At 34.4% G+C, this 23003-nt stretch carries 18 protein-coding genes; 7 read left to right on the forward strand and 11 right to left on the reverse strand.

What is annotated here, in order from left to right; genetic code table 11:
- Window positions 1–305: 305 nt before the first annotated feature.
- Both RT99_RS08130 and RT99_RS08135 read left to right on the forward strand, forming a co-directional pair.
- On the forward strand, window positions 306–1085 hold the full coding sequence (locus RT99_RS08130) for a HipA family kinase (protein ID WP_042564233.1): 780 nt from the start codon (window positions 306–308) through the stop codon (window positions 1083–1085).
- Window positions 1075–1458: a DUF3037 domain-containing protein gene (locus RT99_RS08135; RefSeq protein WP_042564234.1), complete on the forward strand. Its 384-nt coding sequence runs from the start codon at window positions 1075–1077 to the stop codon at window positions 1456–1458. The genes RT99_RS08130 and RT99_RS08135 overlap by 11 nt, the downstream gene beginning before the upstream one ends.
- A 393-nt stretch (window positions 1459–1851) precedes the next feature.
- On the opposite strand, the gene RT99_RS08140 is transcribed toward RT99_RS08135, so the two are convergent.
- A complete protein-coding gene (locus RT99_RS08140; protein ID WP_042564235.1) occupies window positions 1852–2958 on the reverse strand; it encodes a polysaccharide lyase family 1 protein in 1107 nt (368 codons plus the stop codon).
- A 237-nt stretch (window positions 2959–3195) separates the two neighbouring features.
- Between RT99_RS08140 and RT99_RS08145 the strand changes: the two genes are divergently transcribed.
- Window positions 3196–3765 carry a Crp/Fnr family transcriptional regulator gene (locus tag RT99_RS08145; protein WP_042564236.1) on the forward strand — a complete coding sequence of 190 codons (570 nt, stop codon included), beginning with the start codon at window positions 3196–3198 and terminating at the stop codon, window positions 3763–3765.
- A 204-nt stretch (window positions 3766–3969) separates the two neighbouring features.
- On the opposite strand, the gene RT99_RS08150 is transcribed toward RT99_RS08145, so the two are convergent.
- From RT99_RS08150 to thrA, 7 genes are all read right to left on the reverse strand, one after another.
- Window positions 3970–4476: a GNAT family N-acetyltransferase gene (locus tag RT99_RS08150; protein ID WP_042564237.1), complete on the reverse strand. Its 507-nt coding sequence runs from the start codon at window positions 4474–4476 to the stop codon at window positions 3970–3972.
- Window positions 4477–4598: 122 nt separating this feature from the next.
- Entirely contained in the window at window positions 4599–5150 is a 552-nt protein-coding gene (locus RT99_RS08155; RefSeq protein WP_042564238.1) for a HutD family protein, read from the reverse strand.
- Window positions 5147–6022 carry a hypothetical protein gene (locus RT99_RS08160; protein ID WP_042564239.1) on the reverse strand — a complete coding sequence of 292 codons (876 nt, stop codon included), beginning with the start codon at window positions 6020–6022 and terminating at the stop codon, window positions 5147–5149. The genes RT99_RS08155 and RT99_RS08160 overlap by 4 nt, the downstream gene beginning before the upstream one ends.
- Window positions 6012–7217, reverse strand: coding sequence for a hypothetical protein (locus RT99_RS08165; protein ID WP_042564240.1), 1206 nt, complete (start codon window positions 7215–7217; stop codon window positions 6012–6014). The genes RT99_RS08160 and RT99_RS08165 overlap by 11 nt, the downstream gene beginning before the upstream one ends.
- Window positions 7218–7393: 176 nt before the next feature.
- Window positions 7394–8683, reverse strand: a complete 1290-nt coding sequence (thrC, locus tag RT99_RS08170) for a threonine synthase (protein ID WP_042564241.1) — start codon at window positions 8681–8683, stop codon at window positions 7394–7396.
- 139 nt (window positions 8684–8822) lie between these two features.
- Window positions 8823–9755 (reverse strand): homoserine kinase, encoded by a 933-nt coding sequence (locus RT99_RS08175; protein WP_042564242.1) that lies wholly within the window; start codon window positions 9753–9755, stop codon window positions 8823–8825.
- A 149-nt stretch (window positions 9756–9904) separates the two neighbouring features.
- Window positions 9905–12352 carry a bifunctional aspartate kinase/homoserine dehydrogenase I gene (gene thrA, locus RT99_RS08180; RefSeq protein ID WP_042564243.1) on the reverse strand — a complete coding sequence of 816 codons (2448 nt, stop codon included), beginning with the start codon at window positions 12350–12352 and terminating at the stop codon, window positions 9905–9907.
- Between the two features lie 630 nt (window positions 12353–12982).
- Here thrA and hutH point away from each other — a divergent pair.
- The 4 genes from hutH (at window position 12983) to RT99_RS08200 (ending at window position 18115) form a co-directional block, all read left to right on the forward strand.
- Window positions 12983–14497, forward strand: a complete 1515-nt coding sequence (gene hutH, locus RT99_RS08185; protein ID WP_042564244.1) for a histidine ammonia-lyase — start codon at window positions 12983–12985, stop codon at window positions 14495–14497.
- Window positions 14498–14545: 48 nt separating this feature from the next.
- Complete coding sequence (locus tag RT99_RS08190) at window positions 14546–15190, forward strand: DUF47 domain-containing protein (RefSeq protein WP_042564245.1); 645 nt, start codon at window positions 14546–14548, stop codon at window positions 15188–15190.
- 32 nt (window positions 15191–15222) lie between these two features.
- The gene (locus RT99_RS08195) at window positions 15223–16566 is read left to right on the forward strand and encodes an inorganic phosphate transporter (RefSeq protein WP_042564246.1); all 1344 of its coding nucleotides are present in this window, start codon (window positions 15223–15225) and stop codon (window positions 16564–16566) included.
- Window positions 16567–16717: 151 nt separating this feature from the next.
- Window positions 16718–18115 (forward strand): SMI1/KNR4 family protein, encoded by a 1398-nt coding sequence (locus tag RT99_RS08200; protein WP_042564247.1) that lies wholly within the window; start codon window positions 16718–16720, stop codon window positions 18113–18115.
- A gap of 169 nt (window positions 18116–18284) precedes the next feature.
- On the opposite strand, the gene RT99_RS08205 is transcribed toward RT99_RS08200, so the two are convergent.
- From RT99_RS08205 to RT99_RS08215, 3 genes are all read right to left on the reverse strand, one after another.
- Window positions 18285–18800, reverse strand: a complete 516-nt coding sequence (locus tag RT99_RS08205) for a DUF421 domain-containing protein (protein WP_042564248.1) — start codon at window positions 18798–18800, stop codon at window positions 18285–18287.
- A gap of 94 nt (window positions 18801–18894) precedes the next feature.
- Window positions 18895–20265, reverse strand: coding sequence for a 30S ribosomal protein S6--L-glutamate ligase (gene rimK / locus RT99_RS08210; RefSeq protein ID WP_042564249.1), 1371 nt, complete (start codon window positions 20263–20265; stop codon window positions 18895–18897).
- A gap of 139 nt (window positions 20266–20404) precedes the next feature.
- On the reverse strand, window positions 20405–22951 hold the full coding sequence (locus tag RT99_RS08215) for an ATP-dependent Clp protease ATP-binding subunit (RefSeq protein WP_042564250.1): 2547 nt from the start codon (window positions 22949–22951) through the stop codon (window positions 20405–20407).
- Window positions 22952–23003: the final 52 nt, after the last annotated feature.

Raw genomic sequence — 23003 nt, forward strand, 5'->3', positions numbered from 1 at the left:
AGTATAGTCAATAAAATTCGGCATAGTTGTGTCATCTCGACGGAGGACAGATCACACACGGAACTCTACAAAGATTGGCGATTCAGTTTGCGGAGTTTCTAGTGCGATTTCTCCTCCGTCGAGATGACAAAAACGACGATAATTAGAATTCACCATCAAGCTTTGCGAACTTCCAAAAGCTAGCAAACTTAGAATTTAACCTTAGCGAACTCTGCGTATCCCGATAGCTATCGGGATTGTGATCTCTGCGGTTAAAAAAATAAGAATCTAAATTCGTAAGTTTGTATTCTCAGTAAATACTGCTTATGAAAAACTTCGATCTCAGATCCGTAAACGTTACCCGTTATATAACGCCATTACGCGAAGGCGGTTCCTTACCCGCTTTGGCAGAAGCCGACGATGATTTTAAATACGTCTTAAAATTTAAAGGAGCCGGACATGGCGTAAAAGCTTTAATAGCCGAATTAGTTGGCGGACAAATTGCAAAAGCCTTAAAACTACAGCTTCCGGAATTGGTTTTTGCCAATCTCGACGAAGCCTTTGGAAGAACAGAAGCCGACGAAGAAATTCAGGATTTACTACAAGGAAGTCAGGGATTAAACCTGGCACTTCACTTTTTATCCGGTGCAATAACTTTTGATCCAGTTGTAACAACTGTCGACGATAAATTAGCATCACAAATTGTTTGGCTGGATTCATATATAACCAATGTTGACAGAACTTTCAAAAATACCAATATGCTGATTTGGCATAAAGAATTATGGCTAATCGATCACGGAGCATGTTTGTATTTTCATCATTCCTGGAACAATTGGGAACAGCATGCCAAAAGTCCGTTTGCATTGATAAAAGATCACGTTTTATTGCCACAAGCCTCACTTTTAAAAGAAGTTGATGCCGAATTTAAAGCACTTTTAACCAATGAAATTCTGGAAGAAATTGTAAACACAATTCCTCTGGAATGGTTACAATGGGAAGATACCGACGAAACTCCGGAAACCTTGCGAAATGTATATTTACAATTTTTGCAAACCCGATTAAACAATTCCGAAATCTTTGTAAATCAAGCCCAAAATGCAAGATAGTCACTTATATGAGTACGCCGTAATTCGTGTAGTACCAAGAGTAGAACGCGAAGAATTCCTGAATATCGGAATCATTTTGTTTTGCAAAAAAGCCAAATTTATAAAAGTATTGTCTCACATCGACGACGACAAAATTCAAACACTTTCAAACGACTTTGATATTGAGCAATTGCATTGCAATGTTACCGCATTAAAGAAAATCGCAACCGGAGATAAAGATGGCGGACCAATTGGCGAAATGGATATTCCGTCACGTTTTCGTTGGTTAACCGCGATTCGCAGTTCAGCAATTCAAACTTCAAGACCACATTCTGGTTTGTGCGAAGATTTAGAAAAAACAATTCAGAGATTATTTGAGGAGCTTGTGCTTTAAGGAAGGTTCAAAGGGACAAAGGTTTTCTGTAGAGACGCACAGCAGTGCGTCTAACATAAAGTTTACACGCAATCAATTAAAAAACTTTGCTCCCGAAGCCTCGCGACTGCTACTTTGCGCGATTCAAAAAACAAAGGTTAGCAAACTTCGCGGAGATAATGAAACCAGATAAAAAAATACCCAGATTTATAATAAAATTCCAATCAATTTAAATCTGCTCAATCTGCAAAATCTGCGTGAAACAAAAAAAATCTGTACAAAATAAAAAAGTCAAACCCTATAAGAATTTACACTTATAGGGTTTGACAAAACTAAACTAACTAACTCACATTCTCTAAAACCATAGTTTCAAGTGATGAATTTGAAACTATGAAATTTAAAAATGAAAATTTATTAAAACGATCCGCAGATATTTCCGCCTAAAGTTGGTCCTGCATTTGCAGAAACATCAGCTTTAACAGCAGTTTTATCAAGTTTTACGATTGTGTACGGAGGTGTAAAAGCAGTTTTACTTCCTGCCTGATTTCCAGATGTATTAGTGAAAACGTTATCAACTGCTGTAACAGCTGTATAACCCGTCATTAAATCGATAGGAGTTTTTACACCCTCAAAAACGTTTGATTCTACACGAATATCAGCTTCAAAACCTGCAGCGATACATTTATTGCTCACAGTACTGTTAAAGAAACTGTTTACGATATGCACTTTTCCAAAACGAACTCTTGGCATTCTTTCTTTACATCCCGGAGCCCACCAGCAACGAGCGAAAGTAATTCTTAGTTTTCCACGATCTCCCGTAGCACCGTCGCTTGAACCAATTAAGTTAGAATATCTGTGATCATCTGATCCTCCTGAACCTCCTGCTTTTGGTGGTTTTAGGTAGTGAAATTTAGAATAAGTAACAGAAATATAATCTGATTTGTTTTTGATGTCAAAGTTTCCGTCTACACCGTCTCTGAATTCGCAGTGGTCAACCCATACATTTGTACATTCGTCAAGAATTGCATTATCCCAACCATCAGTATCATAAGCACCAGGACCTTCAAAAATAAGGTTTCTGATAATGATGTTTTTACATCTTTTGATGTTAATGATTCCCGAAGCATCTTTTGTTTGATTAGTCGAAACCAGTTTTGCACCGCTTGCACCATAAATAGTTTTACCAGTTTGATCCTGAAAAGACAATCTGGTTGTAACAGTAATAGTTCCGCTCACTTTAATAACCTTTACAGAGCTGCTTTCGATAGCTGATTTTAATTGAGCATAAGTAGTAACAGTTGTTTCAGCAGCACTTCCACCACCGGTTGTACCACCATTTTGAGAAGCCCATCCCGGAACCTGTGCACAATTTCCAATTTTTGCTGTCAAATTACCCGAAGCAGGTGTAGTTTCTACAACAGCGCTTGCATCTGTTGATGAAGCAATTTCTTCGGTATTACAACTTGTAAAACCTAAAGTAAGTGCCAATACCAAGACTGACAAATTTAATTTTAATTTCATAATAATTTAAGTTTGGGGTTTTTTGTTAAAATATTTAACAGTACAAATCTGCTTATAATAATTCTTAAAAAAGTTGAACAAGTTCAATATTTTGTATTTTTTTTCGGATAAAATGTTTTTTTAACAATTGTTAAGAGACAAAAATATCAAAAAGAAGTATTTTTACGTAATCGATTACATCTTTTTTTAATTCATTCAAATACTTACGCCCCCAAGTAAGAATAAAAGTAAAAACACATGTACAAAGCCCTCAGATTAAACATTGAACGTAAAATTAACTTAACCGAAGAAGAATGGAAATGCATTACAGAAAAAACAGAATTTATAAAACTGAAAAAAAATGAATTCCTGCAAATTCAGGACTCAAACAGTTCTTATGAAGGATTTATTTTAAAAGGCGCTTTTAAAACCTACATTATAAACGACAGCGGAGGAGAAAGCGTTATTTTCTTCTCTTTTGAAAACGAATGGATGTGCGATCTCGAAAGTTTCTATCATCAAAAGCCTACAACCTACAATATCAAGGCAATAGAAGATAGCGAGATTTTAGTGATTAGCAAAGCCAACAAAGCACTTTTGTTTGAGCAAGTACCAAAGCTGGTGCAGTTTCATATTATTATGGTAGAAAAAGCCAACATCAACATTCAGCAAAGACTTTTAGATGTTTTAAACAAAACCTCAAAACAACGGTATTTGGAGTTTGTAGAAAGATATTCGCATAAGATCGATAAAATTAACAACAAAAATTTATCATCCTATTTAGGTGTTTCACACGAATTTCTGTCAAAGATTAAAAAAAGTTGCTGAAGAAAGTTGCTATCCCGAAGCTTCGGGACTGAGATGCTAGATTCTAAGTTTTTCTGTAGAGGCGCACAGTAGTGCGTCTAAAAATCTCGCAAAGTCGCGAAGTCGCAAAGAAAAAATAAAACTTTGCGACTCTGCGACTTTGCGAGCATATTTCGCACCAGCTTTAAAAAAAACTTAGTGCCTTTGTGTCTTCGTGGCAAAAAATTAAATGCCCTTCTCTAAATATATAAACTCCAAAGGCTTATCAGAAACATTAATATGTATATCACTGGAAGGAAAAGGTTCTCTTTCTCCGGTTTCAACATAACCGTGGCGTTTGTACCACGCAATAAGCTCTGAACGAACCGAAACAACCGTCATAATAATACTCGACAATCCCAAGGTTTTAGCATGCTTTTCACCTTCGGCCAATAACTTTTTTCCGATACCGCTATTTTGTAATTCCGGCGAAACGGTTAACATTCCCAAATACAATTGATGTTCTTTCTCCACCAATAAAACCGACCCAATAATTTGATTGTTTTCGGTATATTTCAGAAATGTATTTTTAGGATCCTGAATCATTTCCGTTAATTCTTCTTCCGTTGTTCTTTTTCCTTCTAATAAATGCGCTTCTGTTGTCCAGCCTTTTTTAGAAGTTTCGCCTCTGTAAGCTGAGTTGATTAATATGTTTAATGCTGGAATGTCTTGTAATGTTGCTTTTGTAATCATGAAATTTTTATGCGATAATTATAGTTTAAAGTTTTTTGTTCTTCTCAACTCGAAATTTGAATTGACTCCTGCTTTAGCTGGAGGAACAAAATTATAATATTTATGATTGTCTTTAGCTAAAACTAAAGTGATTCTAATGTTCCATAAAGACATTTATTAGAAAAATGAAGCATTATATTTTCCTTTTTTGGATTTTCAATCACTAATAAATCATACCGTTCCAGATCGTATGGTTTCTCATTAATTTTAATAAGGGTTGTATCTAAAGAAAATAAAAGTATCATTTGAGCATTACAATTCTGATTACTCTGTGTTATTTGCAGTTTGTGATTGCCTGTTTTTTCAGAAACCATCCAATTAAAATCAATACCTTTTGTATAAGAAGTCACTTCATCATCCGAATTAAATTCTATGATTTCAAATTTCTCATATACTTTTTTCTCTTTGTTTACCTCAATATCTAAGGAGTTATCAAGCATAACCAAATACCGATGATAACCATTAAATTTGGTAAACTTCGAAGGTACTTTCTCTATTGTAGCGCTGCTTACTCTAAATACAAAATCTCTATCGCTATATCTTGCTGTTTCCGGATATATCATATATTCATATGTCAATCCACCACTCCAAATAGAGGCTGTACAATCTTTTTTAGGAAAAAAGCGTATGTTCATTTTTTATTATTTTTAAAATGAATGTCGGGATTTGGGAAGTTTTCTCTCTTTGCGTTCACGAGCGGGATGCCCGCACTAGCAGTTTTTTTATAGTTTAACATATTTTTGACTACTAAATTATTTAGTTCTTTCCAGGTTTCATCATTTCCAATAACAATTTTGAAAGTTTCATTCATGGAGTTTCCGAATAACTTATGTGCAATAGGGCAATCTTTTTCATTTGTATAAAAGAATAAAGCATAATCAACTGTATAGATAGCATAAGTGTTTGGGCCGGAATTGTATACACTAAATATTCCGCGAGTTTTATATTTAGGTTTAATTAAACATAAATGATAATTTGGAACATTTTGTATTTTTTTAGAATGTTCTAATAAATCACTATGTAATTCTCGTAAATTATTATCCAGAAAAATTCTAATTTCTTCCTCAATATAATCTTCAATTGAGAATGTGTCGAAGAGCAAGTCTTTAGAAATCGAACTTCTCCAAATTAGAGAGTATAAAAATAAATAAAACATTGAAGGGTTAATTTCTTCACAATGTAAGATTTCTTGATTTTGGACATTTTCCAATTTATATTTTCTACGAGCATTTTGTAATGAATTTACTTCTGTAAAAACTTTAGAGAAATATGTTTCGAGTTTTTCTAGTCGTTTTTCACACCAACTACAAAAAATATGATTTTCCTTTGGAATGTCTTGAAGTTTAGTTTGAATCCCATCTTTTGAAACCTGAATAGTATGTCTTGGATTTGCATTTTCGAAAAGCCGTTTGCACATAAATTTAGGAATTATGTGCGAGTTGAGTTTGTCGGCAATTCGAGTTTTACAGAGCCTGCAATTTTGCATCACTTCTTTGCTATTTGTCATAATGAAATGCTATTATTTCAAGCAAAACCTTTTTGTTTTCATCTTGAGGTAATCTGAATATATAACTAAACGAGGATTCTCCTTTTTCTCCATTAGAGCTAACATAGTATTCATGATTAACAACTTCACCTTTAATTGAGTTTAATACATTGCTAAAGTCTTTGTTCGTAACAAATAGAATTAAAGCAACTTTAGAATCGCGCCAAGTTAAGTATCTATCAAATAATTGAGAAATTGCTTTTAAGAACTCTGAAGCACCGTGCCAAAATTTGCATTCTGCAACAAATAGATTACTGTTATCATTTGCATATTTAAGTATAATGTCAGTTTTCCCTCCGCGATTAAATGTTTCTCCTGTAGCGGTTGTTCCTTCATATCTTGTTTCTAGAAATAGCAATATTTGATCTCTTAAAGCTTCTTCATCTTTATTTTGATAAGTTGAAGGTTTTTTTTCCATGCTTTTGCCTAAATCATATATTACTTTCAAAACATCGTTATACATCTCCATTGACATGGTCGGTTCGCTGGAAAATTCTTTGTTATTGGATACTTTTGGTTGCGGAATATTTTTTTTAGTAATCGTCGGAATTGTAAAAACGAATGCCGTATCTTTATTGATATTAACATTTATAGCAGCAAAGAAATCATTTTCCTCTTTGAATTTATTTTTTTCATTTTGAAATGCGAGCTTCACGGCATTTTCAAAACTACCATTCATGGATTGTAAATTATTATTAATTTTTTCTAAATTGGTAAATGCATTAGAATAGGCCTCTGACTTTACTTTGTTAAATTCTCTAACGTCTTGTTTGTAAATTGAAAATGAAAATGAGACTTGGTTATTTTTTACATTTATATCATAGCTGACAATAGTTCTTGGATTTGGTTGAACAAAGAATAATTCTTCACTTCCAGTAAATTGATAGCTCACAGTAAAGTAATATACTTCAGCATCAAAATAATATCCCCAAGGATCACTTCTTTTTTCTATTCTTTTTTTAGGTTCTGAAATGGATTCAGTTTCAAGATAAATCTTTAATGGTTCAAGTCTATATTTTTCAAATAAATAGTCAATAAATTCTTCTTCATCTATTTTAAGGATATAATCTTTTCCTTTAGATAATATTTCTTCTTTTATTCTCCCAAAATGTTGTGCTGGAAAATCCAACCAAGAAATACCTGAAAATGACTTCATTCTTTTTGAATTTAAATAGGATAAGATGTTGGTAATTAGTTTTCTTATTTTTCAAATATAAGTATTTTTCATTGCTAATTTTTACGGATTTCCGTAGTAGATTGTTTATTAGAAGTTATGCAATAAAAAAGCGAGTAAAATTTTTTTACTCGCTTTAATCATTTATCATATGTTTTTTACCCCAAAAACGCCTTCAATTCCTCATAAGTCCCAATCTTCACACTCACTTTCTCTTCATTCATAACACTTTCAATTTGTTCAGGAATAGGAAGTTTAATCCCCAAAGCAGGCTCAACCACATCAAGAAATTTAATAGGATGAGCGGTTTCTAAGAAAACACCAATCGCATTTTCGTGTTTTTGAAGTTCTTTTTTTAAACCTAAATAACCAACAGCACCGTGCGGTTCTGCGATGTAACCGTCAGCTTTGTAGATGTTTTTTAAAGCTTCAAGCGTTTCTTCGTCCGTATAACTATAAGATGAAAAGTCTTTTTCGAAAGCTTTTAAATCATTGTTGTATAATTCCTGAATTCTAATAAAGTTACTTGGGTTTCCAACGTCCATTGCGTTTGAGATTGTCGCTTTAGAAGGTTTCGGGTCGTATTTTCCGTTTTCTAAAAATCTTGGTACGGTATCGTTTACGTTTGTAGACGCAACGAAATGTTCAATTGGCAAACCTAGTTTTTTTGCCATAATTCCCGCGCAGATATTTCCGAAGTTTCCACTTGGGCAAGAGAAAACCAACGGTTTGTTTTGGCTTTTCAACGCTTTATAAGCAAAGAAAAAATAGAACATTTGCGGCAGCCAACGCGCAATATTTATAGAATTTGCCGAAGTCAGGTTTTTATGCGCCAGACTTTCATCCAAAAACGCTTTTTTCACCATATCCTGGCAATCATCAAAAACACCGTCAACTTCAAGCGCTTTAATGTTTTTTCCTAAAGTCGTCAATTGTTTTTCCTGAATATCGCTTACTTTCCCTGACGGATATAAAATCACAACATCAACGCCGTCAACGCCAAGGAATCCGCTGGCAACCGCACCGCCCGTATCTCCCGAAGTTGCTACCAAAACCGTGTTTTTACTGTCTTTTTTGTCTTTATTAAAATATGCCAGACAACGTGACATAAATCGCGCTCCAACATCTTTAAAAGCCATTGTTGGCCCGTGAAATAATTCTAACGAATAAATTCCTTTTTCAACTTCGACAATCGGAAAATCAAATGATAAAGTCTCTGCAATAATTTCTCTTAAATGATCCTCCGGAATATCATCGCCTACAAATTGCTGAATCACATCATAAGCAATATTATGATGCGTTAGATTTTCGATTACATTAAAAAATGCAGGATTTAAAGGCGTAATATTTTGCGGAAAATACAATCCTTTATCGCTCGCTAATCCTTGTATAACAGCTTCTTTAAACGAAACTTCCGGGGCATTATGGTTTAAACTATAGTATTTCATTTTTTTTTGGCTTTAAGCTTTAAGCATTAGGCATTAGGCTTTTCCTAGTGCGTTCAGCTTATTGCTTTTTTAATTTTTTCTTATTTATATTTTCGCAATAGTTTTAAGCTTATTGCCTAAAGCCTATTGCTTACGGCGTTCAAAGAACACGAACTCCATCCGGATTAATTTTCGAAACGTGAATTTCATATGGCAAATTCATTTTTTCGTAAACATCGCTCATGGCTTTGGCGATTTGGTCAGCGGTATTTTTTCCTCTGCTTAAAGCAAAAATCGACGGACCAGAACCTGAAATTCCGGAACCTAAAGCACCGTTTTCAAGAGCCGTTTGTTTGATTAAATCAAAACCCGGAATCAAAACACTTCTTAAAGGTTCTACGATTTCATCATGAAGCGAACGCCCAATTAAATCGTAATCTTTAGTGTATAAACCGGCAATTAATCCGCCCACATTTCCCCATTGCATAATCGCGCTTTTTAGGGAAACCGTTTGTTTCAATACCGAACGCGCATCAGATGTTTTCAACTCAATTTGTGGATGAACCACCGTTGCAAACAATTCCTCAGGACTATCAATTCTGATAATATCAAGCGGAGCATAACTTCTTACCAAAGTAAATCCGCCTAGAAGGGCAGGAGCAACGTTGTCGGCATGTGCGTTTCCACTGGCTAGTTTTTCGCCCTGCATCGCAAATTGCACCAAATCTTTACGAGAATAAGGTTTTCCTAATAATTCATTTATCCCGAAAACTGCTCCGGCAGAACTTGCGGCGCTGCTTCCAATTCCGCTTCCGGCTTTGATATTTTTATAGATTTCGATTTCAAATCCAAAAGTTACCGGATTAAAATCCCTTTCATAGGCTTCTAACATGGCCAAAGCGGCAACTCCGGAAACGTTTTTCTCGGTTTCCATAGGCAAATCGGCACCTACAATTTTAGTAATACGAACGCCTTTTTGATCTGTTTTTCGAACAATCATTTCATCGCCCGCATTGTCTAAGCAAAGTCCAAGTACGTCAAATCCGCACGAAAGATTCGCGATAGTTGCCGGGCAAAATAGTTTAATTTCCATTTTTAAGGTTCTGAGGTTCTAAGTTGCTAAGATCCTAAGATTTCTTTTGCAACTTTTTATTTTTAGTTTCTAAGGTTCTTAGATTCTAAGAGGCTAAGATCAGGTTTAAAAAAAACTCAGAACCTTAGCAACTTAGAACCTTAGCACCTTTATATATTTCCTATTCGAATAACGTCCGCAAAAATTCCTGATGCAGTAACCGCGGCTCCGGCCCCTGCGCCTTTTATCAATAACGGCTGATCAACGTAACGATCTGTGTAGAAAAGTACGATATTGTCTTTTCCTTCAAGATTGTAAAACGGATGATCTTTTGGGATGAATTGCAGGCCAACGCTTGCTTTTCCGTTTTCGAATTGTGCTACGTATTTCAATCTCGAATCTTTTGCTAAAGCTTCTTTATAGATGTTTTCAAAATGTTCTGCGTGTTTGGTTAACGAGGCAAAAAAGTCATCGTTGTTTGTTGTTGCCAGGCATTCTGCAGGCAGGAACGATTCGTTTTCGATGGCGTCAATATCCATTTCGTAACCGCTTTCGCGAATTAAAATCAGGATTTTACGTGCCACATCAATTCCGCTTAAGTCAATTTTTGGATCCGGTTCTGTAAATCCCTGAACTCCGGCTTCTTTCACCACATCGTGAAAAGAATTTTTCTCATCAAAATTATTGAAAATGAAGTTTAAACTTCCCGATAAAACCGCCTGAATTTTATGCACTTTATCGCCAGATGCAATTAAGTTTTTTACAGTATCAATAATTGGTAATCCCGCGCCAACATTCGTTTCAAACAAAAACGGAGCGTTGTATTGACGTGATAAACTTTTTAGTTTTTTATAATTATCGTAAGCAGATGAACAGGCAATTTTATTACAAGTTACAACCGCAATACTTTGTTTTAAGAATTGCTCGTAAGTTTCAGAAACCGTTGCATTTGCTGTAATATCTACAAAAATACTATTACGTAAATTCAGTTCTTTGGCACGTTCGATAAAAGCTTCTTTGTTGGCTGGTTCGCCATTGTCTAAATCGGCTTGCCAATCTTTTAGCGAAATTCCGTCTTCATCAAAAAGCATTTTTCTGGAGTTTGACAAAGCAATTACGCGAACATTTATCTTTAAATTATCTTTTAAAAATTTCTTTTGAGTATGAATTTGTTCGATGAATTTTTCACCCACATTTCCAACTCCCATTACAAATAAATTGAGCTGTTTTGTGTTTTCTTCAAAGAAGTTTTCGTGTAATGTATTCAACGCTTTTTTAACGTCTCTTTCGTTGATTACAGTCGAAATATTTCTTTCAGATGCACCTTGCGCGATGGCACGAATGTTTACGTTATTTTTTCCTAAAGTGCTGAACATTCTTCCGCTCAAACCCTGGTGATTTTTCATGTTTTCACCAACCAAGGCAATAATGCAAAGGTCTTTTTCGACAATCGCCGGATCAATTTTGTTTTGAAGAATCTCTACTTCAAAAGCTCTGTTAATCGCTGCTTCGGCATTTTCAGCATCAGAATTTAAAATTCCGATACAAATCGAATGCTCAGAAGAAGCCTGAGTGATAAAAATTACGTTGATTTTTTCCTGAGACAATACTTCAAACAAACGTCTTGATGAACCTGCAACTCCAATCATTCCGGGACCTTCAAGTGTTACAAGCGAAATATGATCGATATGACTAATTCCTTTTACAACCGTATCTTTTGATGAAACATGACTGGAAATTAAAGTTCCTTCAGCTTCCGGTTCAAAAGTATTTTTGATTAAAATTGGAATATTTTTTCTTAAAACAGGCTGAATCGTTGGCGGATACAACACTTTGGCACCAAAATGCGATAATTCCATTGCTTCCTGATATGAAATTGCAGCAATTGGCTGAGCTTGTTTTACGATTTTTGGGTTGGCAGTAAACATTCCGTTTACATCTGTCCAGATTTCAAGTTGATCAGCATCAAGAGCTCCGGCGATAATGGCGGCTGTATAATCAGAACCTCCACGACCAAGAGTTGTAGTGATTCCGTCAAGCGTTAGAGCTATAAAACCCGGTAAAATATTGATTTGTGATTCATTTTGACCGAAGTATTCCTGAATCAGCTGATTTGATATTTCGAAGTTTACAGCGGCTTTTCCAAAATCAGCATTTGTTTTGATGATTTCGCGGCTGTCCTTATAAACTACATCTTTATTAATTTGCTGATAAGCCTGTGCAATGATGTATGACGAAAGCAATTCTCCAAAACTCAAAATGGTATCAGCTGTTCTTGGAGATAATTCGCCCAATAAAAAACAGCCGTCTAATAAAGTTTCTAAGTGATTAATAATTCTTTTTACGTGACTTAGCAAACTGCTTTGTTCACTTACCGGAATCAAATCTTTTAAAGTGTCAAGGTGTTTTTTTTCTATTTCAGCAACAATTTCTCTAAAACTTTCGTCATTAGCTGCGGCTTTTGCTGCTGCCAATTGCAATAAATCAGTGACTTTGCTTAAAGCAGAAACAATAACAACTAATTTATCATTTTTAGATTTTTGATTTATAATTTCGAGAACGAGTTTTATATTTTGAGCATTGGCAACCGAAGTTCCGCCAAATTTTAATACTTTCATTTTGATGATTTTTTTCTTTTTTGCAAATGTTTTTATGTATCCAAAGCCTTTCTTCTTTCATGAAAAAAAGTATAGATAACCAGGATTATATGTAAAATGTATACCCCTAAGGGGTAGTTGTTGTAGTAGAAGTTGTTGTAGCAGCAATTGCAACTCTTGTTTGAGTTGTCATTGTAGATTGATATTTAATGCTGTTACTTTTCATTTTTGATTTTTCAAAAGTACAGCTTTTTATAAAAGTTAAAAATCTTTATTTCCTTTTTACGAATATTTTAATATTTCCAAAAGATCAATTTCAATATTGAGCATTTGTTAAGATTCGATCTTCAAAGTTGTCTTATTCGTATATTTAATGTGCTTTTGCCAATATAATTACCGGTAAGGAACGGATTTATTTGTTTTGAAAAGAAGAAAAACACATAATTTAGTCTATATGTTAAATAGGAATCTTTTTTTTGAAATGTAAGTTTCACAATGCAAAATCAAGAAGAAGACCGTTTTAATACCAATTTCGATTATGAAATAGGCAAAAGGAATAATTTTAAATTGTTTAATTTTTAATTATTATGAACAAATGTTGCTTTTTAATATTGATTTGCTGAATTTTGATGCCTTAAAATAAATATTACCATGAGAGAAGTCCATTATATAAGTACCGAAACCTTAACTTTAGAAAATTTACAAGAGATCATTGTAAACCAAAAGATGCTTGAATTATCTGAAGAAGCAAAAGTAAATGTTCAGAAATGCCGTGATTATTTAGATAAAAAAATGGCTTCACATTCAGAACCTATTTACGGAATCAATACTGGTTTTGGCTCACTTTATAGTGTTAAAATCTCAAATGAAAACTTATCAAAACTTCAGGAGAATTTAGTAAAATCGCACGCTTGCGGAACAGGAGAAGAAGTTCCTGCCGAGATTGTAAAAATGATGCTGTTTCTTAAAATTCAGTCTTTAAGTTACGGACATTCAGGAATTCAACTGCAAACGGTAAATCGTTTGGTTGATTTTTATAATAATGATATTCTACCCGTAATATACACACAAGGTTCACTTGGCGCATCTGGAGATTTGGCTCCTTTGGCACATTTATCTTTGCCGTTATTAGGAGAAGGAGAAGTTTATTTTGAAGGTAAAAAAATGGCTTCTGCCGAAGTTTTGAAGCATTTTAACTGGGAACCAATTGTTTTACAGTCAAAAGAAGGTTTGGCCTTATTAAATGGAACTCAATTTATGAGTGCTTATGGAGCTCATATTTTGATTAAAGCATATAAATATTCGTATTTGGCAGATTTAATCGGAACCATTTCTTTAGAAGGTTTTGATGGAAGAATCGAGCCTTTTAACGAATTGATTCATTTTATTCGTCCGCATAAAGGACAAATTATTACAGCGCAGCGTGTTAATGAGTTTTTGGAAGGAAGTGAAATTATTGCTCAGGAGAAAAAACACGTTCAGGATCCGTATTCTTTCCGTTGCATGCCACAAGTTCATGGCGCTTCAAAAGATGCGATTGATTATGTTCGAAAAGTATTCAAAACCGAAATTAATTCAGTAACTGATAATCCTAATATATTTATTGAAGCCGATCAGATTATCTCTGGAGGAAATTTCCACGGACAGCCTTTGGCTTTAGCTTTAGATTTTATGGCAATTGCGTTGGCAGAATTAGGAAGCATTTCTGAAAGAAGAACCTATCAGTTAATTTCGGGATTGCGTAATCTTCCGGCATTTTTGGTAGATAATCCGGGATTAAATTCAGGATTTATGATTCCGCAATATACCGCTGCAAGCATTGCAAGTCAAAATAAACAATTGGCTACACCATCAAGTGTTGATAGTATTGTGTCGAGTAACGGACAGGAAGATCACGTAAGCATGGGCGCAAACGGAGCTACAAAAGCGTTACGTATTTTAGATAATTTAGAGCGTATTCTGGCTATCGAATTAATGAACGCATCACAGGCAATTGCGTACAGAGAGCCTTTAAAATCAAGTGATTTCATCGAAATGTTTTTAAGCAGTTACAGAGAAGTTGTGCCTTTGGTAAAAGAAGACAGAATCTTACATTATGACATTGAAAAGACGGTTTCGTTTTTGGATAGTTTCCAAATTGAAAACGATTTGTTAACAATGGCTTAACATTACCGAATAATATTGAAGTAATTTTGCACTATCAAAAATATAAAAATGTCAATAAACAGTATTTTCCAATTTTTAGTGCCGAAAGACAAGAAATTCTTTCCACTTTTTGAAGAGGCTTCAAGCAATTTAATTGAATTAGCTTCTAATTTACACGAAGCTGTAAATCTTCCATTGAAAGAAAGAGAAGTTCTTTTTCAAAAAATTGATGAGTTAGAGCAAAGAGGAGAAGACATTACACGTCAAACCAATCTTGAGTTGAGCAGAAACTTCATTACTCCGTTTGATAGAGAGGATATTCACACACTTATTACTTCTATTGATAACGTTGCCGATTATTTGCACGGTGCGGCGAGCAGAATGAGATTATATCAGGTTGATAAAATTACAAAATCAATCAGAAAAATGACTGAAATCAACCTTGAAGCTTGTCAAAACATCGACAGTGCTGTAAAAGAGTTGAGCAATTTGAAAAATATGAATATTATTAAGGAGGCTTGCGCCAGAATTAATAAATTGGAAAATAAATCAGATAACGTTTATAACAAAGCAGTTTTTGAAATTTTTGAGAACGAAACAGATGCTAAAAATATTATTAAATATAAAGAAGTGTTATCTGTTTTAGAATCAGCGACAGATAAATGTAAGAGTGTTGCAAACATATTGGAATCTATTTCTGTAAAACATTCTTAAATTCAATTTATTTCATTCTGAAGTTATAATTTATGACGCTACTTATAATTATTATAGTATTAGCCTTAATTTTTGATTACATCAACGGTTTTCATGATGCAGCAAATGCTATAGCAACCGTTGTTGCAACAAAAGTACTTACGCCTTTTCAGGCCGTACTTTGGGCAGCATTTTTTAACTTTTTAGCTTATTGGGTTTTCGGATTTGGTGTTGCAGATACTGTTGCCAAAACAGCGCACACTATGGAAATCAATCTTGTTGTAATTCTTGCCGGTGTAATTGCAGCTATTTGCTGGAATTTATTAACCTGGTGGTTAGGGATTCCTTCAAGTTCTTCACATACTTTAATTGGTGGTTTTGCAGGAGCAGCAGTTGCTCATGCGATTGCCGTGCATGGTTTTTCTGGTTATGTTGGCGAAGATGGAGCTACACATTATTGGTATGAAATCGTAAGCTGGTACAAAGCCGGAAAAGATGGCGGAATGCCTTCGGGAGTTATTATCATTATTGCATTTATTGTTTTAGCACCGTTATTGGGAGCATTTGCTTCTTATTTAATTTCGATTTGGTTGTTAAATGCTTCTCGTAAAAGTATTTGGCCTAAAATATTTACAGTAGCCTTAATGATAGCTACAATCTGGTTGGTTAGCAATTTAATGGTTCCTTATGAAGAGATTGTTAAGCATGGTAAACCTAGATTTGATTCACATTTTTGGAGCGTAGCCTTTGATCCACACAATATTAAATGGTTTTTAGTTGCTTTTATTATCTTAACAGTAAGTGCTTTTTGTTTAATATTCAGTAGCTTAAATCTTCATCAGGCAGATGCTGCTTTGAAAAAAATGCAACTATTATCTTCTGCTGCTTTTAGTTTAGGACACGGAGGAAATGATTCGCAAAAAGTAATGGGTATTATTGCTGCTGCTGTAGCGGTTTATATCCATACAAATCCGGGAGTTCATATGGCTTCTTGGTTAGATGTTGTTTTACCAAATGATGATTTAGGTGTTAAAGGTGTAATGCCGGGCTGGATTCCATTAGCGTGTTATTCTGCAATTGCTGCAGGAACTTTAAGCGGAGGATGGAAAATTGTAAAAACAATGGGTTCTAAAATTACTAAAGTAAGCTCGTTTGAAGGAGTTGCTGCTGAAACTGCAGGAGCTTTGACATTGTATTTTACAGAACACTTAAAAATACCGGTAAGTACAACCCACACGATTACAGGTTCTATCATCGGGGTTGGATTAACAAAACGTGTATCTGCCGTTCGTTGGGGGGTAACTGTAAGTTTGATCTGGGCCTGGATATTAACGATTCCTATTTCGGCTATTTTAGCTGGATTGGTTTACTTTGTTTTAAGTTTATTTATTTCGTAAACAGATTAATATAAAATGTGAGAGAGTAATCATCACATTTGTCAAAATATAGTAAAGCCGTTTTCAATTTGAAAGCGGCTTTTTTTTGTTTCTAAAACATCTTTTTCAATACTTATAAAGTAATATATTTGATATAAATTCAAAATGCATTATGATAGATCAAAAAACTTCAGATCAAATAGAGAGAATAAAAAAGAAGTTGGTTATAGCAAAAAATACAGATAAAGATTTAAAAGTATTTGCAGCTGATAGTCATGAATATGTTGTAGGTAAAATGGCAGATATTGCAGATATTTTGCAATTTGAAAGCGATTATAATGTTTCTCTTCCGGACTGTTACAAAACGTTTTTACTGCATATTGGAAATGGTGGAATATCTTATCAGGATTCTGCTGCCGGTCCCGGTTATGGAATATTTCCTCTCGGGAAAAATGTTGAGGAATTCATTTGCGCCAATCCGGAAAAATATTTAAAAGAAGACTGTAAGTTAAATCCGGAAATGAGCGATGGATTCTGGAAAGATTTGACGAAAAATATAGATGAAAATGAAAATCTGTCTAATGAGGATTTTGATGCTGAATCAGGGAAATTATATTCTGGAATTTTGCCTATTGGAACTCAAGGCTGTACGTATTATTATGGACTTGTTTTAAATGGAGAATTTAAAGGCAGAATCGTGAATGTTGATTTAGATCTGCAAAAGCCATTTTTCGTTTTTGAATCCAATTTTCTGGATTGGTACGAACGCTGGCTTGATGAAATTACTTCTGAAAATGAAACAGAAACTGAGCTATTCAATTATACATTAGGCGGTGTTGTATCGCATATTTTAGATGTTTATGCTGCAACGGATGATGAAGAGGTAAAATTAGAATGTTTATATGGAATCTTAAAAAAGCAAAAAATAAATTCAGGTGAATTGGATTTTCTGGAAGAACAGTATAAATCGGGTAGTGGTAAAATTAAAAAAATGCTGCTTCAGGTGCTTGTTAAGTTTGATTATAATCGGGCCTTTCCTTATTTGCTAGATTTTGCCAAAGAAGATATTTTGCCTGTGTTTCAATTTGTGTTTTGGTACGCAAAAGATAAAAGTGCTGATTGGAAAGAATTTATCAAAAATAATATCGACAGAATAAAAGAAGAAGAAACCTTTAGATTCTGTACTTATTTACTAAAAGAAATGAAATTCGATTACGGAGCTGTTATTGTTCCATTTGTATATAACGAAAATGAAGAAATAAAAAAGGATGCTTATTATTCGCTTGGTCAATTAGAAAATAAAAGTGACTATGTTGATACTTTTATAGTGGGTTTACAAGAGAGCTCAAATTTGGTTATACATGCTGCGCTACAGGCTGTGAATGGAATAAAGGATAAAAAACTTTTGCCTCATTATAAAATGATTGCTGAGAAATTCCCGAAAGAGCAGGATTATATATTATCCAATTTAAATCAAAATCTTAAATTATTTGGATTGTCAACTACAACAATAAAAACTATTAATATTGATGTAATTAATGAGAAGAAATGGTTTGAGTTTTGGAAATAAAAAAGCGGGTTTCAGAATTAAATCCCAATATTTTTAAATTCCAAATTCCAAGGCAAATGTGAAAAGCACAAAGCGTTGGAATTTGGAATTTTTTATTTGATTTTTTTTACTTGAATTTATCTTTTCAGTTGGAATTTGGAATTTAAAAATATTGGAATTTTAATAAATGTTATTTTCTAAAATTCTTATGATTGTGCTTTCTTTTATAATGCGTTTGTTTCAGATTCTTTTTATCTTCAGAAATTATACTGATTGTACCATCAATTTCGAGCATACAAAGCTTTACATCGGTATAATGTTCTAAACCATGCTCACGCATCGCTTCTTTCAATTCGTCGTGTGAAATGTCTAATTTGCTTAAAGCTTTAAAATCAAGTTTCCCGTCGTGAATCAGGATTTCGGGTTTATCCAAAAGTAAATCGTTGAGCACTTTGTATTTGTGCGTAAGTTTTTTTATAACAAAGTTGATTACAAACAAGACCAAAGCTGCAACCAAACCTCCCCAAAGACTTGTATCCGGTCCCACCATGGCATTTTGAACAGAGTTGCTAATCAGTAAAATCAGAATAATATCGGCGGTATTTAATTGCGAAAGTTCTTTTTTACCGAAAATCCTAAGGGCAATTGTCATGAAAAAATAAACAGCGGCGCTTCTAAGAATAATGTCTAAATAAGGGAAAACCATATTTTTTATTTAAAGTTAATAAAAAAGCTTTGTCAAAGTTTTAAACTTTGACAAAGCTGCTAAATTAATTATGTGTTGTTAAGTTTAAATGAACTTATATCAATTTAAAATTCTTCTCAATCGCTTTAATCATTTCTCCGGCAATGTCTTTATTTGTTGCACCTTCAATTCCTTCCAAACCTGGAGAAGAGTTTACTTCGAGTAATAACGGACCTTTTGAAGAACGAATAATGTCTACACCTGCAACCTTTAAATCCATTGCTTTTGCGGCTTTAATCGCAATCTTTTTCTCTTCGGCAGTTACTTTTATAACAGAGGCTGTTCCGCCCAAGTGAATATTGGCTCTAAATTCGCCCGGCATTGCTTCACGCTGAATCGCTGCAACTACTTTTCCGTCAATTACAAAACAACGAATGTCTTTTCCGTTGGCTTCTTTGATGAATTCCTGTACTAAGATGTTTGCGTTTAAGCTTTTAAAAGCGTTGATTACACTTTCTGCCGCTTTTTTGGTTTCTGCCAAAACAACTCCTTTTCCTTGTGTTCCTTCCAGTAATTTTACGATTAAAGGCGAACCTCCAACCATTTTGATCAGGTTGTCAGTATCCAAAGGTGAATTGGCAAAACCGGTTGTCGGGATATCAATTCCGCTATTCAAAAGCAATTGCAGTGAATATAATTTATCACGTGATTGTGTTATGGCTGTAGCCGAATTTAAAACGAAAACCTTCAAAGCTTCAAACTGACGCGTTAAAGCACAACCGTAAAAAGTAATACTTGGTCGAATTCTCGGAATAATAGCGTCAAATTGATTCAATATTTTTCCTCCACGATAATGAATTTCAGGAGTTTTAGCATCCAGTTTCATGTAACATTCTTTGATATTCAAAAAATGCATTTCATGACCGCGCATTTCGCCGGCTTCCATAATTCTTTTATTGCTGTATAATTCAGGATTACTGGCCAAAAGTCCAATTCGTAAACCAGAACTTGCTTTTTCAGAGTTTTGGTATAATTCTTTTAATGCTTCGGTTGTGGGTTGTCCCAGCATATATTTGTCTTCGGGATCAACCAATACACGTCCGCTCATGGCTTCACGGCCTAAAAGCATACGAAAACCCATTGAGTCACGATTGGTCAATGTCATTTCGATTGGCCATTTTGCATCGCCAATTTTTAAGTTCGTTTGAATAACATAACGATGTTCTCTAAAACCGCTTGAACTTTTTACAATTCGTTTATCAACCAGTGGAGCTTCACAATGAATAATGGTTTTAATATTATTCTGAATTGGGTTAATGTCGAATTTTACCCAATTGGCATCATTTTTTATAAAAGGAGCTATGTTTATGGCGTGCATTGCCGAAGTTTTTGCGCCTGAATCGACGCGAGCCTTGATTGTAGGGATTCCTAGTTCTGGAAATGAGCACCATTCTTCGCTACCTAAAATGACTTTATTTTGAAGCATACGTTATTGTTTGTTATAAAATTTAATATTCAAAAGTAGCTATTTGCTTTTAATAAATATACGATTTTATCCAAAGAAAAAACCCGTTATGTTATAAAAACGTAACGGGTTTGTTATTTCTGTTATAAAATTTATCAATTTATAGATTTGTTGGCTCTTCGGCTTTGTGTACTTCTACAGAAAGCTCTTGAGAATCATCTTTTAAATCCATTAAGATTTCATCACCTGAATGTATTTTTGAGGTAATAATTTCTTCTGCTAACAAATCTTCAACATATTTCTGAATCGCTCTTTTTAGAGGTCTTGCGCCAAATTGTCTGTCAAAACCTTTTTCAGCAATAAATGCTTTTGCTTTATCAGTTAGGCTTAATTTATATCCTAATTCAGCAATACGAGTGTACAATTTTGTAAGTTCGATTTCGATAATCAAATCAATATCATGTTTTTCTAATGCATTAAACACGATTACGTCATCAATTCTGTTTAAGAATTCCGGAGCGAAAGTTTTTTTCAATGCATTTTCGATAATGCTTTTTGAGTTTTCATCGGCCTGAGCCACTTTTGCAGCAGTTCCAAATCCTACACCTTGTCCAAAATCTTTCAACTGACGTGCTCCAACGTTAGATGTCATGATAATGATAGTGTTTTTAAAGTCGATTTTGCGACCTAAACTATCAGTCAAATAACCATCATCTAAAACTTGAAGCATCATGTTAAACACATCCGGATGCGCTTTTTCGATCTCGTCTAAAAGTACAACACAATAAGGTTTTCTACGAACTTTTTCGGTCAATTGTCCACCTTCTTCATAACCTACGTATCCCGGAGGCGCTCCAACTAAACGAGAGATAGCAAATTTCTCCATGTATTCACTCATGTCGATACGAACTAATGCATCTTCAGAATCGAATAATTCTTTTGCTAAAACTTTAGCCAATTGGGTTTTACCAACTCCGGTCTGACCTAAGAAAATAAACGAACCAATTGGTTTGTTCGGATCTTTAAGTCCGGCTCTGTTACGTTGAATAGAACGTGCAATTTTTAAAACAGCATCGTTTTGACCAATTACTTTATTCTGAATCAATTCAGGTAATTTGGCTAATTTATTACTTTCTGTTTGTGCAATTCTGTTTACAGGAATTCCGGTCATCATAGAAACAACATCGGCTACATTATCTTCTGTAACTTCAATTCTGTTGTTTTTAGAATCTTCTTCCCATTGCTCTTGCGCAACAGCTAAATCTTTTTCGATACGTTTTTCATCATCACGAAGTTTGGCAGCTTCTTCATATTTTTGTTTTTTAACTACCATATTTTTGTTTTCGCGCACTTCTTCTAACTGACGTTCTAAATCCAAAATTTGTTTAGGAACATCAATATTAGTAATGTGTACACGAGAACCAGCTTCGTCAAGAGCATCAATAGCTTTGTCCGGTAAAAAACGCTCAGACATATATCTGTTGGTTAATTTAACACAAGCTTCGATCGCTTCCTGCGTATAAGTTACGTTATGGTGATCTTCGTATTTGTCTTTTACATTGTTCAAAATCGCGATTGTTTCTTCAACAGAAGTTGGTTCTACAATTACTTTTTGAAAACGTCTTTCAAGAGCGCCGTCTTTTTCAATATATTGTCTGTACTCATCAAGCGTTGTTGCACCAATACATTGAATTTCGCCTCTTGCTAATGCAGGTTTAAACATGTTTGAAGCATCAAGAGAACCTGTTGCTCCGCCAGCACCTACAATAGTGTGAATTTCATCAATGAAAAGAATGATATCATCATTTTTTTCAAGTTCGTTCATCACGGCTTTCATTCTTTCTTCAAACTGACCACGGTATTTTGTTCCGGCTACTAAACTAGCCAGATCAAGAGTTACTACACGTTTGTGGAAAAGAATACGTGATACTTTTTTCTGAATGATGCGCAATGCTAATCCTTCAGCAATAGCAGATTTACCAACTCCTGGTTCACCAATAAGAAGTGGGTTGTTCTTTTTTCTACGGCTTAAAATTTGCGATACACGCTCAATTTCTTTTTCGCGTCCTACAACAGGATCTAGTTTTCCTTCTTCGGCCATTTCTGTTAAATCTCTCCCAAAATTATCTAAAACTGGAGTCTTAGATTTTTTGTTTGACTTATTGGCTGGATTATTAAAACTACTTTCCTTAAGACTGTCATCTTGTCCTGAATCGTCATTGTATGATTCGTTTCTAGGCAAGTTTTCTAAGAATTCTTCTTCGTTTGGAGTCATATTTAAATATTGTTCTTTAGCTATGTCATAATCTATTTTTAGTTTATTCAACAGCTTGGTTGTTGGATCGTTTTCGTTTCGTAAGATACATAAAAGCAGGTGCGCCGTGCTAATTGACGAGCTCTGAAATACTTTGGCTTCAAGGAAAGTTGTCTTCAGTGCCCTTTCCGCTTGACGGGTAAGATGAAGATTTTTCTTTTCAGCATTTACTTCAACGCTTTGATTGGCCGGACTCAGTATTTCTACCTTTCTGCGCAAATGATCTAAATCGACTGCAAGGTTATTAAGTATATGAATGGCTTTACCGTTTCCATCCCTCAAAATGCCTAGCATTAGATGTTCAGTACCAATAAAGTCGTGACCCAAACGTAAGGCCTCTTCTTTACTGTAGGTAATAACATCTTTTACTCTTGGTGAAAAATTATCATCCATAATATATAATTGTAATTGTAAATTTAGTGAATTAGTCTTTGAAAAACAAAAA

The sequence above is a fragment of the Flavobacterium sp. MEB061 genome (genome assembly GCF_000834715.1).
Classification (GTDB): domain Bacteria; phylum Bacteroidota; class Bacteroidia; order Flavobacteriales; family Flavobacteriaceae; genus Flavobacterium; species Flavobacterium pectinovorum.

Coding starts and splice junctions, on each gene's coding strand:
- RT99_RS08135 (WP_042564234.1), top strand. CDS start 1,075: ATGCAAGATAGTCACTTATATGAGTACGCCGTAATTCGTGTAGTACCA.
- thrC (WP_042564241.1), bottom strand. CDS start 8,683: ATGAAATACTATAGTTTAAACCATAATGCCCCGGAAGTTTCGTTTAAA.
- RT99_RS08160 (WP_042564239.1), bottom strand. CDS start 6,022: ATGACAAATAGCAAAGAAGTGATGCAAAATTGCAGGCTCTGTAAAACT.
- RT99_RS08145 (WP_042564236.1), top strand. CDS start 3,196: ATGTACAAAGCCCTCAGATTAAACATTGAACGTAAAATTAACTTAACC.
- RT99_RS08130 (WP_042564233.1), top strand. CDS start 306: ATGAAAAACTTCGATCTCAGATCCGTAAACGTTACCCGTTATATAACG.
- RT99_RS08195 (WP_042564246.1), top strand. CDS start 15,223: ATGACGCTACTTATAATTATTATAGTATTAGCCTTAATTTTTGATTAC.
- RT99_RS08165 (WP_042564240.1), bottom strand. CDS start 7,217: ATGAAGTCATTTTCAGGTATTTCTTGGTTGGATTTTCCAGCACAACAT.
- RT99_RS08175 (WP_042564242.1), bottom strand. CDS start 9,755: ATGGAAATTAAACTATTTTGCCCGGCAACTATCGCGAATCTTTCGTGC.
- RT99_RS08215 (WP_042564250.1), bottom strand. CDS start 22,951: ATGGATGATAATTTTTCACCAAGAGTAAAAGATGTTATTACCTACAGT.
- RT99_RS08140 (WP_042564235.1), bottom strand. CDS start 2,958: ATGAAATTAAAATTAAATTTGTCAGTCTTGGTATTGGCACTTACTTTA.
- rimK (WP_042564249.1), bottom strand. CDS start 20,265: ATGCTTCAAAATAAAGTCATTTTAGGTAGCGAAGAATGGTGCTCATTT.
- thrA (WP_042564243.1), bottom strand. CDS start 12,352: ATGAAAGTATTAAAATTTGGCGGAACTTCGGTTGCCAATGCTCAAAAT.
- RT99_RS08190 (WP_042564245.1), top strand. CDS start 14,546: ATGTCAATAAACAGTATTTTCCAATTTTTAGTGCCGAAAGACAAGAAA.
- RT99_RS08155 (WP_042564238.1), bottom strand. CDS start 5,150: ATGAACATACGCTTTTTTCCTAAAAAAGATTGTACAGCCTCTATTTGG.
- hutH (WP_042564244.1), top strand. CDS start 12,983: ATGAGAGAAGTCCATTATATAAGTACCGAAACCTTAACTTTAGAAAAT.
- RT99_RS08150 (WP_042564237.1), bottom strand. CDS start 4,476: ATGATTACAAAAGCAACATTACAAGACATTCCAGCATTAAACATATTA.
- RT99_RS08200 (WP_042564247.1), top strand. CDS start 16,718: ATGATAGATCAAAAAACTTCAGATCAAATAGAGAGAATAAAAAAGAAG.
- RT99_RS08205 (WP_042564248.1), bottom strand. CDS start 18,800: ATGGTTTTCCCTTATTTAGACATTATTCTTAGAAGCGCCGCTGTTTAT.